Below are 16,250 nucleotides of genomic sequence, written 5' to 3' on the forward strand. Positions count from 1 at the left end.
CTGCAATCTGTTGGCGCCGCAAGCCGCGATCAGGCTCAGCGCGTACCGACGGCGGCCCGTACGGCCCGGCGGGCCATGGCACAGTCGTCGTGCAGCCGGCGCAGCAGCAGTCGCTGCTCCTCGCCCGACGAGCCGGGCGCACCCGGCACCACGGGAGCGGGGTCACGCATCGTCCGCTGTACGGCCGTCTCGTACGTCCGGATCTCCCGGGTCAGCACCAGCATCAGATTGACCAGGAAGGCGTCCCGCGCCGCCGGGCCGTCCGCCTGGGCGAGCTGGCTGATCTGACGGCGGGCGGCCGGCACATCCCCGAGCACCGACCACAGGGTCGCCAGGTCGTACCCGGGCAGATACCAGCCGGCGTGCTCCCAGTCGACCAGCACCGGCCCGGCCGGGGACAGCAGCACATTGGAGAGGATGGCCTCGCCGTGGCAGAACTGCCCCTGCACATGCGCCAAGCCGTGCAGCAGCTTCTGCAGATCGCCCATGTCGCGGTCGGTGAGCAGCCCCAGCTCGTGATAGCGCGTGATCCGGGCGGCGTAGTCGATTGGCGCCTCGAACATCCCGGGCGGCGGCCGCCACAGGTTGACACGGCAGATCGCGCCCAGCGCGCCCCGTAGATCCGCCCGCTGCGGAGCCTCGGCGGGGTGCCGGCTCAGAGCCGCGGCTCGTCCGGGCATGCGCTCGATCACCAGCGTGCAGTTGTCCGGGTCGGCGGCGATAAGCCGGGGGACCCGCACCGGTGGGCGATGCCGTACGAAGGCGCGGTATGTCGCTATTTCGCGCCGGAACCGCTCAGCCCAGGCGGGGGACTGGTCCAGTAAACACTTGGCGACGGCCGTGCTCCGCCCGGTCGTGCCGACCAGCAGCACCGAACGGCTGCTGCGGCGGAGCACCTGCACCGGATGGAACTCGGGGCAGATGCGGTGCACCGACGCAATCACGCTGCGCAGCTGTGCGCCCTGGGGGCCGGACAAGTCGATTCTCCCGCTGAGCGGTTGGTTGCCGAGCCCCGGCGCCCGCCGGGCACGCCCGCCGCCGAGCGTCCCGGCCGCGGCGGCACGGGAGGGGTCGGGATACGGCCCACTTCCCGTCTGCTGCGGTCGGTAGGGCCGGGACGGGGCGGACACGGAGGACGATGCTGCGTACATGGGCGAAACAGATCCCTTCGTGTTCCGACGGTGACGCGCGCTCCCGGCCCAAGGCGGACCGCCGTTCGCACCCTGGGGAATGCGTGACGAGACAGACGCTGCATTCAGCGTCTGCGACCGCCCAGGCGGGGAGGCGCGTTCCTACATCACACCCGTTCGCGGGTGGCACACCATCTGGCGGACCCTGGCGAACCCTGGCGAATAGTCGCCTGGCCCATGACGGGCCGTTACTGTCAACTCAGCCGAGGAACCTGGGGGCTTGACGTGACCAAGGAACCCAACACCCGACTCTCGGACCTGTTCGGCCTGGCCGGCTGGTCCAAGGGGGAGCTCGCGCGGTTGGTCAACCGGCAGGCGGTGGCCATGGGCCACCCCCAGCTGGCGACCGACACCTCGCGGGTGCGGCGTTGGATCGAGACCGGCGAAGTGCCGCGCGATCCCGTGCCGAAGGTACTGGCAACCCTGTTCACCGAGCGCCTCGGCCGTGTCGTGACCATCGAGGACCTCGGATTCGACCGGCGCGGGCGCGCTGGCAGAAGGCAGTCCGTCGACGGACTGCCATGGGCACCCGACCGGACAGCCGCGGTCCTCACCGAATTCACGGGAATGGACCTCATGCTCAACCGACGCGGCCTGGTGGGCGCGGGCGCCGCGCTCGCCGCAGGCTCAGCACTTTCCAGCGCCATGTACGAATGGCTCCAATCCGATCCGGCGCTCGCCGCCGACGCCCGGCGGGTCCGCGACGCCGTGGCCGCCGACCCCGCCAGCTTCGACCGCTTCGAGGCCGCCCCCGTGGGCTCGCAGGAGATCGAGGCGCTCGAGCGCTCCGTCGAAGTCTTCCGCGCCTGGGACGCGGCCCGCGGTGGCGGGCTGCAGCGCAAGGCCGTGGTAGGCCAGCTCAACGAGGTGGGCGGCATGCTCGCCTACCGTCACCCCGACCATCTCCAGCGCCGGTTGTGGGGCGTGGCGGCGAATCTGGCCGTGCTCGCCGGCTGGATGTCGCACGACATCGGCCTGGAACCCACGGCTCAGAAGTACTTCATCATCGCCGCGCACGCGGCCCGGGAAGGCGGCGACCGGCCACGGTCGGGAGAGGCCCTGTCCCGCGCCGCCCGGCAGATGGTCCACCTCGGACGGCCCGACGACGCCCTGGACTTGATGCAGCTGGCCAACTCCGGTGCCGGTGAGCAGACCCTGCCGCGTACGCGCGCCATGTTCTACACCATCGAGGCCTGGGCACAGGCGTCGAAGGGACAGGGACAGGCGGTGCGCCGCACCCTGGGCGAGGCGGAGGAGCTGTTCGTCTCGGACAAGGGCGATGTACCGCCGCCGAGTTGGATGCAACTGTTCAACGAAGCCGATCTGCACGGCATGCAGGGCCTGGTGTACCGCACGCTGGCGGAGCACGAGCCGTCGGCCGCGGCCATCGCTCAGCGGCACGCCAGGCAGGCGCTGGACATGCGCGAGAACGGCCGTCAGCGCTCGCAGATCTTCGACCACATCTCGATCGCCTCGGCCTGCTTCATCGCCGATGACCCGGAACAGGCCGACCGGTACGCCCGGCTGGCACTGGTGTCCATCGGAGAGACCTCCTCGCACCGGACCTGGGACCGGCTGCGGGAGATGTACCGGCTGACCGGGCAGTACGCCGACTACCCCCGGATCAGGGACCTGCGCGAGGAGATCGAGCGGGCCCTGCCGAAAGCGCCCAACAAGGGCAGGACTACAGCCGTGTGAGCCCCGGTCGCATGGCCGTACGACGGCCGAGGTCCGCAGAACAGGCCAACAGTACGGTCGTTGGCAGTGTCAGTTATGGGTGCCCTTGTTGGCGTCAGGAGCCGATCCGGGCGATCAGCACGCAGGCATCGTCCTCACGCTCCGTATCGCCGAACTCCTCGACCACGATCCGCACGCACTCCTGCGCAGTGCGGGCCGACGACAGCCTCGGTGCCAGACCCAGCAGCCGCTGGGCCGCCGGGGAGCCGACGGCGGACGGGTCGTCGAGCTCGGCTTGGCGCGGCAGGAGGCCGTCGGTGTGCAGCACCAGCACGTCGCCGGGGGCCAGCTGCTCTTCGGCCTGCCCGTAGCCTGCGCCGGAGGTGGCGCCGAGCAGCACACCCTCCGGCCGTCGCAGGACCCGCCCCGTCCCGTTGCGGAACAGCAGCGGGGCGGGGTGGCCGGCCTGGGACCAGACGAGCGTACGAGTACGGGAGTCGTACCGGCAGCACACCGCGCTGCCGAGAGCCGGCTGCGCCGCGCTGTCGAGCAGCTCGTTCAGCCAGCCCATCAGCGCAGCCGGCTCGACCCCGGCGACCGCCATCCCGCGCAGCGCGCCGAGCAGCATGGCCATGCTCGAGGTGGCGGTCACGCCGTGCCCGGTCAAGTCACCGGCGCTGAGCAGAGCGCGGCCGTCGGGCAGCTGCATCGCGTCGTACCAGTCGCCTCCGATGAGAGCGTTGGAGGCGGAAGGGAGGTAGTGCGCGGCGAGGTCGAGGGCGGTCGGGCCGCCTTGCGGGAACCGCAGGGAACCGCGCCACGGTGGGAGCACGGCCTCCTGCAGCTCGACCGCAAGCCGGCGCTCGGTCTGCGCGACGTGCCGGTGGCGCTGCAGCGAGTCACGGGTCTCGCGCACCGCTCGCTGGCTGCGGCGCAGCTCGCTGACGTCCCGCAGCACGGCCCACATGGAGGCCGTGCAGCCGTCGGCGTCGAGCACCGGCTCGCCCATCATGTGCAGCGTGCGTACGCAGCCGTCGGCACGCACGATGCGGAACTCCCCGTCGATCGGCTTCCCGTCCACCAGACAGTCGGTGACCATACGGGTCAGCAGCGTCTGGTCTTGGGAGAACAGCCAGGAAGGCAGTTCATCCAGGGGGAGCGGACCGTCCTCGGGAGAGCGGCCGAAGATCCGGAACAGCTCGTCCGACCAGTCGACTTCGTCGGTGAGCAGGTTCCACTCGGCGCTGCCGACCCGGCTGAGCAGCGAGCCGCGCTCTGCCCCGGGCAGGGCGGCGGGCGGCGGTACGGTCACCGCGGCGGCGTCCTCCTCGGGCTCGGGCGGCAGCCCTTCGCGCAACTGGCCGAGCTGCTGACCGAGGTCGTCGAGGTGGTGCACCGCGAGGTCGCAGAGTGCGCGCTGCCAGCGGATCTCCGGGTCGTCGTCATGTTCCGGCGCGTCGTCGGGACGCACCGCGTCGACACCACCGCGCAGTTGGCGGGTCTGCGAGATGAGTGCGTCGAGCATGCCGCGCTCGGGCGGCTGGGCGGCGGGACGGTCCGCATACGTGTGGGACGGCATGACGTACTCCGATACAGGCGCGGCTCGAGGGAAGCAGGGCCGGGTTACGACTCTTGCACAGCGAGCGACGGCCCGTAAGGGATTTGGCAACACACGATTCGGTGGTGCTTTAGTCATATGCCACAGGCCTTCCGGTCGGTGCGGGCGCTGCAGGGCCCACGGCGGCGGCGCCGATCGACCCGGCAACCACAGGCCCTGAGCGGCAGCCGGGACCCGCCCGGAGGGAAGCCCGGTGGGGAAGGAGCAGGCCGGAATCGGTGGAATGGATCAGTCCGGGTAGGCTGCGGCGCTCGGGACCCGCGAGCCCACGACGTTCACCAGGCGTAGACCCTGTGATCCCGGCAAGAATGCCGATCAGCGGAAATCCCGTTGCCAGTGATGTCCCCGCACCGGATGCTGACCTCATGTTCGATCCAGACATAGCGCCCAGCGGCACCCTGCTCGGCCTCCTGCAGCGAGGCCGCGGCGACGGGACCCTGCTCGCCCTCGCGGCTCCGCGGGCGGAGGCGCTCGCCGCTCTGCACCACTGTGTGCTGCGCGACCCCCGGCACGACTGGCACCTCGAGAACCGGTCCCTGTACTACGCGCGGCTCTATCTCGAGCTCGACGGCGGGCTCGACGAGATCGAACAGCACCTCTTCCACCCCGACGACCTGGTGGACACCTCAGAGGAGCGCACCGGACTCGCCCTCGCGGTCCTCGGCCACCTCGCCAGTTACGGCCGCGACGACGCCCTGCTGCTGCTCCGCCGCTACGCCGCCGCCGGCGCCAACTGGACCTGGGCCCTCGACGAGCTCGCCCTCCGGGACGACGACGCGTCGCTGCGCGCCCTGGCCGCCCCCGTCCTCGCCCGCTTCCCCCGGACCCCCGAGGGCGAGGCGGAGCTCGCCGCAGCCGTACGGGACGCCTTCGAGCCCCGGCCCTGGCGGCTGTGGGCAGAGGACGGCGAAGAGCACCCCGAGCGCGCCCAGAGCTCTGCCACGGCCGCCCGCGTACGCACCGCGCGGGAACAGGGCTGCTTCGACCGCTGGCAGCGCCAGCTGCGGCCGACCGGCCCGCGGCCCGGCTGGAGCGTCCGCGACGTACTCGACTGGGCCCAGCAGGGCCTGGACCAGCACCCGTCCCAGCCCCGCCATGCCGCCGCCGCCCGCTGCCTGACCGCCGTGGCCGGCCCCGAGGACCGCCCCGAGATCGTCGAGGCCGCCCGGCGCGGCCCGGACGCCTCCCGGTGCACGGCCCTGCACTACCTCGCCGAGCAGCAGGACCCCGAGGCCCTCGACCTGCTGGAGGCCGCCGCGAGCGACCCCTCCCGCGTCGTCGCCGAGGCCGCGGTCGCCTCCTTCGAGCGCATGTGCAGCACCGCCGCCCTCGGACGCAGCCGCCGGTGGGTGCACCGCACGGACGCCCTCGGCCGGGCCGCCGCCGGAATGCTCGCGTGCAGGGGCAGCAGCCGGGACGCCGACCTCGTCCTGGCCGCCCTGCGCAGAACAGTTCGCACCGAGGGGCCCGATGCCGCCGGGCTCTGGCCGCTCGTCGACGGCGCCGGCCGGCTGTCGATCGCCTGCGCAGCCCCCGTTCTGCGCCACATCTACCGCGAGACGTCCTCGTCCCATCTGCGCGGCCGCGCCGCCCGTGCCCTGGCCGCCACCGACCCGTCCTTCGCCGCCGGCTTCGCGGTCGAGTGCCTGTGGGACTGCGAGGAGAGCACCCGCGAGCTGGCCGCCCGGCACGCCACGATCGGTGACACCCGTGTCGTCAAGCAGCTGCGCCGGCTCGCCGCAGATCCGGCCGAGGAGGCCGAGGTCCAGACCGCCGTCCGCAGCCGCATCGGCCCGGACCTGCCGGCGGTCTGACCGTGACGGGGTGACAGATCCGCGGAGGTCACAGCGGGATCACGGCGGGCGGGGTGAAAACGGGCAGGCGACCGTGAAACACACCATCCAGCGGTCGGCGCAGGAGAAACGCTCATGGGGCGTTTCACAGGTGGAAAGATCCACGTGACCCAGCGGGCGTCCAGCGCGTCCACAACACGGGTATGCGTGTCGTCATCGTCACCGAATCCTTCCCGCCCGACGTCAACGGCGTCGCCCACTGCGCCCTGCAGACCGCCCGGCACCTCGTGCGGCGCGGTCACGATCCCCTCGTCATCGCCCCCTCCATACCGCATGTCCCCCTGGTGGGGCCTGACGGCCCCGACTCCGCCCCCTGCCCCGTGGTACGGGTGCCCTCCCTCCCGCTGCCCGGCTATCCGCAGGTGCGGGTCGCCCTGCCCAGCCGGCGGGTCGCCACCTCGCTCGCGGCCCACCGGGCCGACGTCGTCCACCTCGCCAGCCCCTTCGTCCTCGGGGTGCGCGGGATGGCCGCCGCCACCCGCCTGCACATCCCCGCGGTCGCCGTCTACCAGACCGATCTGGGCGGCTACGCCCGTACCTACGTCGGCGCGGGCGAGAACGCCGCGTGGCGGCGCATCCGCAGCGTGCACACCGCGGCCGACCGCACCCTCGCCCCTTCCTCCGCGTCCGTGCGCGACCTCCTGGACCACGGGATCCCCCGGGTCCGGCTCTGGCCGCGCGGCGTGGACACCGAGCGCTTCCGCCCGGACCGGCGCGACCCCGAGCTGCGCCGCACCCTCGCCCCGAACGGTGAACTGCTCGTCGGCTACATCGGCCGCCTGGCCCCCGAGAAGCACGTCGAACTGCTCAGCGGCGTGTGCGACCTCCCGGGTGTGCGGGTGGTCGTGGTCGGCGACGGCCCCAGCGCACCGGCGCTGCGCACCGCCCTGCCCGGCGCCTACTTCCCCGGGCGCATGACGGGGGACGAACTCGCCCGTCTCTTTGCCTCCCTGGACATCTTCGTGCACACCGGGCCGTACGAGACCTTCTGTCAGACCGTCCAGGAGGCCATGGCGAGCGGCCTGCCCGTCGTCGCGCCCGCGGCCGGGGGCCCGCTGGACCTCGTCGACCACGGCCGTACGGGACTGCTGGTGCCGCCGCGCGACGCCGGCGCCGTACGCGACGCGGTGCGCTCACTCGTCGCCGATCCGCAGCGGAGAGCGGAGTACGGGCGGACCGGGCGCGCGACCGTCGAGGGACGGACCTGGGACGCGGTCGGCGACCAACTCCTGGACCACTACGCCGAGGTGCTCGCCGAGCGGACGGCGGTGGCGGCATGACCGGGGCCATAGCCGGAAGGGGGCCGCTGCGGATCGTCCGGCTCGCCAACTTCGTGGCTCCGGCGTCGGGAGGGCTGCGAACCGCCCTGCACGAACTCGGTGCGGGCTACCGGGCCGCCGGGCACGAACCCGTCCTCATCGTGCCGGGGGAGCGCGCCGCGGACGAGTACACCGAGCAGGGCCGGGTGATCACCCTGCCCGGCCCCGCGGTCCCCGGCACCGGTGGCTACCGGGTGCTGACCGACCGTCGGCGCCTCACGGATCTGCTCGAAGCCCTGAAGCCGGACCGGTTGGAGGTGTCCGACCGCACGACGCTGCGCTGGACGGGGGAGTGGGCGCGCCGCGCCCGCGTCCGCGCGGTGATGGTGTCCCACGAGACCGTGGACGGGGTGCTGCGCACCTGGGGCGTTCCGGAGACCGCTGCCCTGCGGATGGCGGACGGGCTCAACCGGCGTTCGGCGCGGGCGTACGCGCGCGTCGTCTGCACGACGGCGTTCGCGGAGCGCGAGTTCGCCAGGATCGGCGCACGCAATGTCGTACGCGCCCCCCTCGGTGTCGACCTGCAGCGCTGGCGGCCGGACCACCACAGCGCCGCCCTGCGCGCGCGGTACGCGGGTCCCGGGCAGGTCCTGCTCGTCCTGTGCTCCCGGCTGTCGGTGGAGAAGCGGCCGGGCATCGCGCTCGACGCGCTCAGCGAACTGCGCCGGCGCGGCGGGACGAACGCCGTTCTGGTGGTGGCCGGGGACGGCCCGCTGCGCGCGCGGCTGGAGGAACGCGCGCGTGCGGAGCGGCTGCCGGTGACCTTCCTCGGGCATCTGGCGGACCGCGACGCCGTGGCGGCCCTTCAGGCCACGGCGGACGTGTGCCTGGCCCCGGGGCCGGTGGAGACCTTCGGCCTCGCGGCCCTCGAGGCACTGGCCTGCGGTACGCCGGTCGTGGCGAACGCGGCGTCCGCGCTGCCGGCGATCCTCGGCACGGCGGGCGCGGCGGCGCCCGGCGAGGGGCCGGCGTTCGCGGACGCGGTACGGCGCCTGGCCGCTCGCCCGGAGCCGGTCCGCAGGGAAGCCGCGCGTGCCCGCGCCGAACGGTACGGCTGGTCCGCGTCCGTCGACGCCTTCCTCGCCGCGCACGACGCGCCCAGGCGTGAGGCGTTGTCACATGGTGCGACCGCCGACGCGGGACCCGCCCATGGGCGGGAAACCCGCGCCGCCCGGGGAGCCGCCGCGTGAACGCCGGCCCCACGGCTCCGTCCGCACCCCGGAGGGAATCCTCCGCTTCCGCCGGTGACCTGTGCCTGCGCCTGAGCGGCGATGCGGCGGCCTCCGCCGAGACGGAAGGGCCCGACCGCGCCGCCTCGCCCACATCCTGGCCGACTCCCGAGGGCCCCGCTCCGGAACACCACGCAGCTGCCCCAGCAGCCGTGGCTCCACAGGCACGGCGAGCCACCCTGCCCGCACCGAGTGCCCGTCGGCCCGGGACATTCCCGGCCGTGGACGCCACAGCGGGCCGTCCCGGCAACGACGTCGGCGCGGTCGAGGTCATGCCGACGGCCGGCGGCCCGGCCGGGAGACCGGGGGCTGCGGGGGATGCGCACGATGACGGTGAGGTTGTCGGCGCGCTGGCGTCCGAGGCCGCCAACCGGGCCCGGGCTCACGCGGTCTCGAACGCGGTAGCCGTACGGCCAGGTGGTGCCGTCCGTACCGGCACCCTCGCGCCTGCGGTCGGTGCGCGGATGCGGGCGCGCGCCGACGCGCCCGGCGGGGCCGTGGTGGCCGCGGACCCCGAAAGCCCGCCGCAGGCCATACGGTTCGCTGCGCTCGGGGACTCCATCACCGAGGGCGTCGGCGATCCCGTCCCCGGGGGGTGGCGCGGCTGGGCCGCGCTGCTCGCCGAAACACTCGCCCCCGGAGGCGCGCAGCTGCTCAACCTCGCCCGCAGCGGCGCGCTCAGCAAGGACGTGGCGGAATCCCAGCTCCCCGCGGCGCGCGCCCACCGCCCCCATGTGGCGTCCGTCCTGGTCGGCGGCAATGACACCCTGCGTGCCTCGTTCGATATCGGGCAGATCGCCGCCCGCCTCGACTCCGTCCTGGCCACCCTGCGCGCCGACGGCGCGTTGCTGCTGACCGCCTGCCTGCCGGACGCGGGGCAGTTGCTCGGCCTGCCGCCCTCGCTGGCGCGGCCGCTCGGCCGCCGGATGCGGGCCGTCAACACCGTCATCCATACGCTGTCCGACCGCTACGGCGCGCTGCACCTCCATGTCGAGAGCAAGCCCTGGCTTGCCGACCGCGCCGCGGTGAGCGTCGACCGGCTCCACCCCAGCCAGCTCGGGCACCGGCTGATCGCCCGCGAGTTCCATGCCCTGGTCACCGCCGCCGGGGTGGCGACCGGCCCGCCGCCGGTGGCCGTACCGGACGGGGCGCCCCCGTCCCGTACCGCCAAGGTGTGGTGGATGGCGACCCGCGGTACGCGCTGGGTCGTCAACCGCTGCACCGATCTGCTGCCGGATCTCCTGCGGCTGGCGGTGCAGGAGAGCCGGCACCGCCTGCTGGGCTCCGACCACCTGCTCGACGTCCGCGCGCAGCATGCGACCGCAGCGGCGCTCGCGGCGGTGACGGCCGCGGCGGGATCTCCCGCACCCCTCACCGGCCCTGCGACAATGGCCTGATGGCGGGACGCTGGGAGTTCTGGATCGACCGCGGCGGCACCTTCACCGACATCGTCGGCAAACGGCCGGACGGCCGGCTCGTCACGCACAAGCTGCTGTCCCACAATCCCGAGCGCTACCGGGACGCGGCCGTCGCCGGGATCCGCTTCATGCTGGGTCTCGGCCCCGAGGAGTCCGTTCCGGCGGACCGGATCGCCGTGGTCAAGATGGGCACCACCGTCGCCACCAACGCCCTCCTCGAGCGCAAGGGCGAGCCCACCGTCCTTGTCGTCACCGAGGGCTTCCGCGACGCCCTGCGCATCGCCTACCAGAACCGCCCCAGGCTGTTCGACCGCCGGATCGTCCTGCCGGAGACGGTGTACGAGCGGGTCGTCGAGGTCCCCGAGCGCGTCGACGCGCACGGCGGCACCGTGCGGCCGCTGGACCTGGACGCCGTGACCGAGGCGCTGCGGACCGCCCACCGCGACGGTTTCCGCAGCCTCGCCGTCGTCCTTCTGCACGGTTACCGGCATCCCGCGCACGAGGCTGCCATCGCGCGGGCCGCGGCCGGCCTGGGCTTCACCCAGATCAGCTGCTCCCATGAGGTCAGCCCGCTGATGAAGCTCGTACCGCGTGGTGACACCACGGTGGTGGACGCCTATCTCTCACCGATCCTGCGCCGCTACGTCGAGGAGGTCGCGAGCGAACTGCGCGGCGTCCGGCTGATGTTCATGCAGTCCAACGGCGGGTTGCGGGAGGCCGCGCACTTCCGCGGCAAGGACGCCGTGCTGTCCGGGCCGGCCGGCGGTGTCGTCGGCATGGCCCGCGCCTCCGGCCAGGCGGGTCTCAACCGCGTCATCGGCTTCGACATGGGCGGCACCTCCACGGACGTCTCACACTACGCGGGCGAGTTCGAGCGGGTCTTCGGCACCCAGGTGGCCGGGGTGCGGATGCGCGCCCCGATGATGAACATCCACACCGTCGCCGCCGGCGGCGGCTCCGTCCTGCACTTCGACGGCCAGCGCTACCGCGTGGGACCGGACTCGGCAGGCGCTGTTCCGGGCCCTGCCTGCTACCGGCGCGGCGGCCCGCTGACGGTGACCGATGCCAACGTCATGCTCGGCCGGGTACAGCCCGAGCACTTCCCCGCCGTTTTCGGCCCGGGCGGTGACCAGCCGCTGGACGCCGGCGTCGTACGCGAGAGGTTCGCCCGGCTCGCGGAGGAGGCCGCCGAGGCCACCGGCGACCGGCGCAGCCCCGAGGAAGTGGCCGCCGGCTTCCTGGAGATCGCCGTCCTCAACATGGCGAACGCCGTGAAGAAGATCTCGGTACAGCGCGGCCACGACGTCACCCGCTACGCGCTGACCAGCTTCGGCGGCGCGGGCGGACAGCACGCCTGTGCGGTCGCCGACGCCCTCGGCATCAACACCGTGATCGTGCCCCCGCTGGCCGGCGTGCTCTCCGCGTACGGCATCGGTCTTGCCGACGCCACTGCCATGCGCGAGCAGTCCGTCGAGACCGAACTCGGCGAGCAGGCGCTGCCCGGGGTCCGGGAGACCTGTGCCGGCTTGGCCGAGCGGACGCGCGCGGAACTGCGTGCCGACGGCATCCCCGACACCGCGATCGCCACGGTCGCGCGCGTGCACTTGCGCTACGCCGGCACCGACTCGAGCCTGGTCGTCCCCCTGGACTCAGTGCCGGCGATGACCGAGGACTTCGAGCGCACACACCGTGCCCGCTACGCCTTCACCATGGACAAACCCCTTGTCGTCGAGGCGGTTTCGGTGGAGGCCGTCGGATCGGCGGGCCCCGAGGGGCGCCAGGCCGAGGAGCAAGCGGCGCGCGAGGGCCCGCTCACGCCCCTGGCCACAGTGCGGGTTTTCAGTGCGGGCCGTCGGCAGGACACTCTCCTGTACTGGCGCGGGGAACTGCGGCCGGGAGATGTCATCCAGGGCCCGGCGATCATCTCGGAGGCCGACGCCACCACCGTGGTCGACCCGGGCTGGCAGGCGGCCGTCGGCGAGCACGGGCATCTGATGCTGACGCGCGTACGCCCCCGCCCGGGCAGGGTCGCCGTCGGCACCGACGTGGACCCGGTGATGCTGGAGGTCTTCAACAACCTCTTCATGGCGATCGCCGAGCAGATGGGCGTACGCCTGGAGAACACCGCGCACTCGGTCAACATCAAGGAGCGGCTGGACTTCTCCTGTGCGCTGTTCGACGCCGAGGGCAACCTCATCGCCAACGCGCCGCACATTCCCGTACACCTCGGCTCGATGGGCGAGTCCATCAAGGAGGTGCTGCGGCGCAGGCAGGGCGGCATGCGGCCGGGCGACGTCTACGCCATCAACGACCCGTACCACGGCGGGACGCACCTGCCCGATGTCACTGTCGTCACCCCCGTCTTCGCCGAGGACGGCCATGAGCTTCTGTTCCTGGTCGCCTCGCGTGGGCACCACGCGGAGATCGGCGGACTCACCCCCGGCTCGATGCCGGCCTTCAGCCGGACCATCCGCGAAGAGGGCGTCCTCTTCGACAACTGGCTGCTGGTGCGCGACGGCAGGATGCGCGAGGCCGAGACGCGGGAACTGCTCACCACGGCGCAGTACCCCTCGCGAGATCCGGACGCCAACCTCGCCGATCTGCGCGCCCAGATCGCCGCCAACGAGAAGGGCATCCACGAACTGCGCCGGATGGTCGACCAGTTCGGTCTCGACGTCGTCCAGGCCTACATGGCGCACGTCCAGAACAACGCGGAGGAGTCCGTACGCCGTATCGTCGCGGGCCTGAAGGACGGCAGCTACAGCTACGAGATGGACAGCGGCGCGGTTATCCGGGTCGCGGTGCGCGTGGACAGCTCCTCCCGCAGCGCCGTCCTGGACTTCACCGGCACCTCCTCCCAGCAGCCGGGGAACTTCAACGCGCCCACGTCCGTGGTGATGGCGGCCGTGCTGTACGTCTTCCGCACCCTCGTCGCCGACGACATCCCGCTCAACAGCGGCTGTCTGAAGCCGCTGGAAGTCCGTGTGCCCGAAGGCTCGATGCTCGCGCCCACCTACCCGGCGGCCACCGTCGCGGGCAATGTGGAGACGTCCCAGGCCGTCACCGGCGCGCTGTACGCGGCGCTCGGCGTCCAGGCGGAGGGCTCCGGGACGATGAACAACGTCACCTTCGGCAACGACCGTGTGCAGTACTACGAGACCGTCGCCAGCGGCTCGGGCGCGGGCGACGGCTTCGCCGGGGCCGACGCCGTCCAGACCCATATGACCAACTCGCGCCTCACCGACCCCGAAGTGCTGGAGTGGCGCTACCCCGTGCGCGTGGAGAGCTTCGCCGTACGGGAGGGCAGCGGCGGGCGCGGCCGGTGGCACGGCGGCTGCGGAGTCACCCGTAAGATCCGCTGCCTGGAGCCGATGACCGTCGGCGTGCTGTCGGGGCACCGGCGTGTAGCGCCGTACGGGATGGCGGGCGGCGAACCGGGAGCCAAGGGCGCCAACTGGATCGAGCGCGCCGATGGCACCGTGACACACCTGAAGGGCTGCGACTCGGCGGACCTTGCGCCAGGGGATGCGCTGGTGGTGCGGACACCGGGCGGTGGCGGTTACGGGCCTGCGGACTGACGCAGCCGCCGGCCGGATTCGGGCCATGGACGGAGACGGCCCCTCCGCTTGCCCTGGACGACGGCGCCGCGGGTGTGGACGAGGCGATGTGGGGGCCGGGAACCGGAGACTCTCAGCAGGTGCGACCCACGGGGACGAAGCGGACCGGGGTACCCGGCGCGGCCTGCGCCGCCGCGCCCAGGAACTCCTCCGGTACGACCCCGACCACCGGATACCCGCCCGTGGTCGGATGGTCGGCGAGGAAGACGACCGGCCGGCCGTCCGGCGGAACCTGTATCGCACCCGGCACCATGCCCTCGCTGGGCAGCTCCCCGTCCCTGGCCCGCTCCAGGGAGGGCCCCTCGGTGCGCAGCCCGATGCGGTTGCTCGCGGGCGACACGCGGAAGTCGCCCGCGAAGAGGCTGCGTACGCCCTCGGCCGTGAACCAGTCGTCGCGCGGGCCGAGCACCACCGGCAGTACCAGTTCGCGTGGGGGCGCCTGCCACGGCACGACGTCCACGGACGCGGCTGGGCCCGCCACGGCGCCGAGCGGCAGCACGGAGCCCTCGGCCAAGGGCGACGGGCCGAGGCCGGAGAGCAGGTCGGTCGCCCGGCTGCCGAGCACCGGCTCGGCGGCGACGCCGCCCGCGAACGCCAGATAGCTGCGTACTCCGTGCGTCGCCGCGCCAACGTCCAGCAGGGAACCGGCGGGTACCCGTACGGCGGTTCCCCAGGGCGCGGGCCGCCCGTCGACGGTGACCGGGCAGGGCGCGCCGGTCACCGCGACCGTGACCGGGCCCGCCACGCGGACGGCGCAGCCGAGCACCGTGGTCTCCAGGGCGGCGGCTGTCACCGGGTTCCCGATCAGGCGGTTCGCCAGCCGGTGTGCGGACGGGTCGAGCGCACCGGAGCGCGGGACACCCAGATGCGCGTGCCCGGGCCGGCCGAGATCCTGAACGGTCGTCAGGAGTCCCGGCCGCACGACTTCGAACTCGCGGTCGGTCACGCGGCCACCAGGGGTACGAAGCGGACACGGGTGCCCGGAGCGAGCAGGGCGGCACGCGCGCGTGCCGGGTCCCAGAGCACGGCGTCCGTGCTCCCGATGAGCTGCCAGCCGCCGGGGGAGGAGCGCGGGTAGACGCCGGTGTAGGGCCCGGCGATGGCGACCGCACCCGCGGGGACCCGAGTCCGTGGCGTGGCGCGGCGCGGTACATGACGGGACTCGGGGAGTCCGGTGAGATAGCCGAAGCCGGGGGCGAACCCGCAGAAGGCGACGCGGAATTCGGTGCCGGAGTGAATCCGGGCGACCTCCTCCCGCGCCACCCCCCAGTGCTCGGCGACCTCGGCCAGGTCGGGACCGTCGTAGCGCACGCGGATCTCGACAGCCTCCTGCTGGTCGCGGCCGACCGGCGGGATCTGCCACTGCGTCAGTTCCGCGGCCAGTTGTCCCGGGTCGGCGAGGCCGTTGATCAGGACGGTACGGGCGGCGGGCACGATCTCCTGGACGGCCGGGAGGGTCCCGGCGGCGCGGCGGCGCAGCAGCTCGGCGTGGAGCGCCTCCACCTCCGCGGCGCTGTCGAGTTCGACGAGCAGCCCGTGCCGCCCGACCGGCAGGGGCCTCACGCGAAGGCCCTTACGCGGACACCGGCCGCCGACAGCTCCGTCCGCACCGTACGGGCGAGTTCGGCCGCGCCGGGCGTGTCGCCGTGCAGGCACAGGGAGCGGGCGCGCAGGCGGACACGTGCGCCGTCCACGGCGGTGACTTCTCCGTCCCGGGCGAGACGTACGGAGCGCTTGATCACCGCGGACGGGTCGCTGATGACCGCATCCGGCCTGCGGCGGGGGACGAGCGTGCCGTCCGCGGTGTAGGCGCGGTCGGCGAAGGCCTCGGCGACGACCGGGAGTCCGGCCTTCTCGGCAGCGGCGTGCAGCTGTGAGTCCGGCAGGCCCAGGACGGGAAGGTCCCCGTCGGCGAGGAGTACGCCCTCCACGACGGCCGCCGCCTGCTCCTCGTCGACGGCGGCGCGGTTGTACAGCGCGCCGTGGGGCTTGACGTAGCCGACGCGCGCTCCCGCCGCCCTGGCGAAGACCTCCAGCGCGCCGATCTGGTAGGCGACTTCGTGGGCCAGCTCGTCCGCCGGCACGTCCATCGCGCGGCGGCCGAAGCCCGCCAGGTCCCGATAGGAGACCTGGGCGCCGATCGTCACGCCCCGCTCGGCGGCCAGCGCGCACACCCGGCGCATGGTGGTCGGATCTCCGGCGTGGAAGCCGCAGGCGACGTTGGCGCTGGTGACGACGGAGAGCAGGGCCTCGTCGTCGGTGAGAGTCCAGCGGCCGAACCCCTCCCCGAGGTCGGCGTTGAGATCGATCACCACGTCGGTCATATCCG

Annotated in this window: 11 protein-coding genes; 6 read left to right on the plus strand and 5 right to left on the minus strand. The window is 73.2% G+C overall.

Going from position 1 to position 16,250, the window contains the following annotated elements; genetic code table 11:
• Positions 1 to 35 precede the first annotated feature (35 nt).
• Positions 36 to 1,151 (minus strand): aminoglycoside phosphotransferase family protein, encoded by a 1,116-nt coding sequence (locus ACY34J_RS19500; protein WP_462727783.1) that lies wholly within the window; start codon positions 1,149 to 1,151, stop codon positions 36 to 38.
• 264 nt (positions 1,152 to 1,415) lie between these two features.
• On the opposite strand from ACY34J_RS19500, the gene ACY34J_RS19505 reads away from it, so the two are divergent.
• Positions 1,416 to 2,888, plus strand: coding sequence for a DNA-binding protein NsdB (locus ACY34J_RS19505; protein WP_462727782.1), 1,473 nt, complete (start codon positions 1,416 to 1,418; stop codon positions 2,886 to 2,888).
• Positions 2,889 to 2,982: 94 nt separating this feature from the next.
• Here ACY34J_RS19505 and ACY34J_RS19510 read toward each other — a convergent pair whose 3' ends face one another.
• Positions 2,983 to 4,446: a PP2C family protein-serine/threonine phosphatase gene (locus ACY34J_RS19510; RefSeq protein ID WP_462727781.1), complete on the minus strand. Its 1,464-nt coding sequence runs from the start codon at positions 4,444 to 4,446 to the stop codon at positions 2,983 to 2,985.
• Positions 4,447 to 4,850: 404 nt separating this feature from the next.
• Here ACY34J_RS19510 and ACY34J_RS19515 point away from each other — a divergent pair, with 404 nt between their 5' ends.
• From ACY34J_RS19515 to ACY34J_RS19535, 5 genes are all read left to right on the plus strand, one after another.
• Entirely contained in the window at positions 4,851 to 6,299 is a 1,449-nt protein-coding gene (locus tag ACY34J_RS19515) for a HEAT repeat domain-containing protein (protein WP_462727780.1), read from the plus strand.
• Positions 6,300 to 6,481: 182 nt separating this feature from the next.
• Positions 6,482 to 7,618 carry a glycosyltransferase family 4 protein gene (locus ACY34J_RS19520; protein ID WP_462727779.1) on the plus strand — a complete coding sequence of 379 codons (1,137 nt, stop codon included), beginning with the start codon at positions 6,482 to 6,484 and terminating at the stop codon, positions 7,616 to 7,618.
• Complete coding sequence (locus tag ACY34J_RS19525; protein WP_462727778.1) at positions 7,615 to 8,847, plus strand: glycosyltransferase; 1,233 nt, start codon at positions 7,615 to 7,617, stop codon at positions 8,845 to 8,847. Before ACY34J_RS19520 ends, ACY34J_RS19525 begins: the two co-directional genes overlap by 4 nt.
• A gap of 260 nt (positions 8,848 to 9,107) precedes the next feature.
• Positions 9,108 to 10,283 (plus strand): SGNH/GDSL hydrolase family protein, encoded by a 1,176-nt coding sequence (locus tag ACY34J_RS19530; protein ID WP_462727777.1) that lies wholly within the window; start codon positions 9,108 to 9,110, stop codon positions 10,281 to 10,283.
• Positions 10,283 to 13,882 (plus strand): hydantoinase B/oxoprolinase family protein, encoded by a 3,600-nt coding sequence (locus ACY34J_RS19535; protein WP_462727776.1) that lies wholly within the window; start codon positions 10,283 to 10,285, stop codon positions 13,880 to 13,882. Before ACY34J_RS19530 ends, ACY34J_RS19535 begins: the two co-directional genes overlap by 1 nt.
• Before the next feature lie 112 nt (positions 13,883 to 13,994).
• On the opposite strand, the gene ACY34J_RS19540 is transcribed toward ACY34J_RS19535, so the two are convergent.
• The 3 genes from ACY34J_RS19540 to ACY34J_RS19550 are packed head-to-tail and all read right to left on the minus strand — an operon-like array spanning position 13,995 to position 16,245.
• Complete coding sequence (locus ACY34J_RS19540) at positions 13,995 to 14,867, minus strand: 5-oxoprolinase subunit C family protein (RefSeq protein ID WP_462727775.1); 873 nt, start codon at positions 14,865 to 14,867, stop codon at positions 13,995 to 13,997.
• Positions 14,864 to 15,484 (minus strand): 5-oxoprolinase subunit PxpB, encoded by a 621-nt coding sequence (gene pxpB / locus ACY34J_RS19545; RefSeq protein WP_462727774.1) that lies wholly within the window; start codon positions 15,482 to 15,484, stop codon positions 14,864 to 14,866. Before pxpB ends, ACY34J_RS19540 begins: the two co-directional genes overlap by 4 nt.
• Positions 15,481 to 16,245, minus strand: coding sequence for a LamB/YcsF family protein (locus ACY34J_RS19550; RefSeq protein ID WP_462727773.1), 765 nt, complete (start codon positions 16,243 to 16,245; stop codon positions 15,481 to 15,483). Before ACY34J_RS19550 ends, pxpB begins: the two co-directional genes overlap by 4 nt.
• Positions 16,246 to 16,250: the final 5 nt, after the last annotated feature.

Source organism: Streptomyces sp. HSS9-12 (genome assembly GCF_054963655.1).

What these genes read in the sequence shown, in the direction of transcription:
- ACY34J_RS19535 (WP_462727776.1), top strand. Translation starts at nt 10,283, where the DNA reads ATGGCGGGACGCTGGGAGTTCTGGATCGACCGCGGCGGCACCTTCACC.
- ACY34J_RS19520 (WP_462727779.1), top strand. Translation starts at nt 6,482, where the DNA reads ATGCGTGTCGTCATCGTCACCGAATCCTTCCCGCCCGACGTCAACGGC.
- ACY34J_RS19515 (WP_462727780.1), top strand. Translation starts at nt 4,851, where the DNA reads ATGTTCGATCCAGACATAGCGCCCAGCGGCACCCTGCTCGGCCTCCTG.
- ACY34J_RS19525 (WP_462727778.1), top strand. Translation starts at nt 7,615, where the DNA reads ATGACCGGGGCCATAGCCGGAAGGGGGCCGCTGCGGATCGTCCGGCTC.
- ACY34J_RS19510 (WP_462727781.1), bottom strand. Translation starts at nt 4,446, where the DNA reads ATGCCGTCCCACACGTATGCGGACCGTCCCGCCGCCCAGCCGCCCGAG.
- ACY34J_RS19500 (WP_462727783.1), bottom strand. Translation starts at nt 1,151, where the DNA reads ATGTACGCAGCATCGTCCTCCGTGTCCGCCCCGTCCCGGCCCTACCGA.
- ACY34J_RS19550 (WP_462727773.1), bottom strand. Translation starts at nt 16,245, where the DNA reads ATGACCGACGTGGTGATCGATCTCAACGCCGACCTCGGGGAGGGGTTC.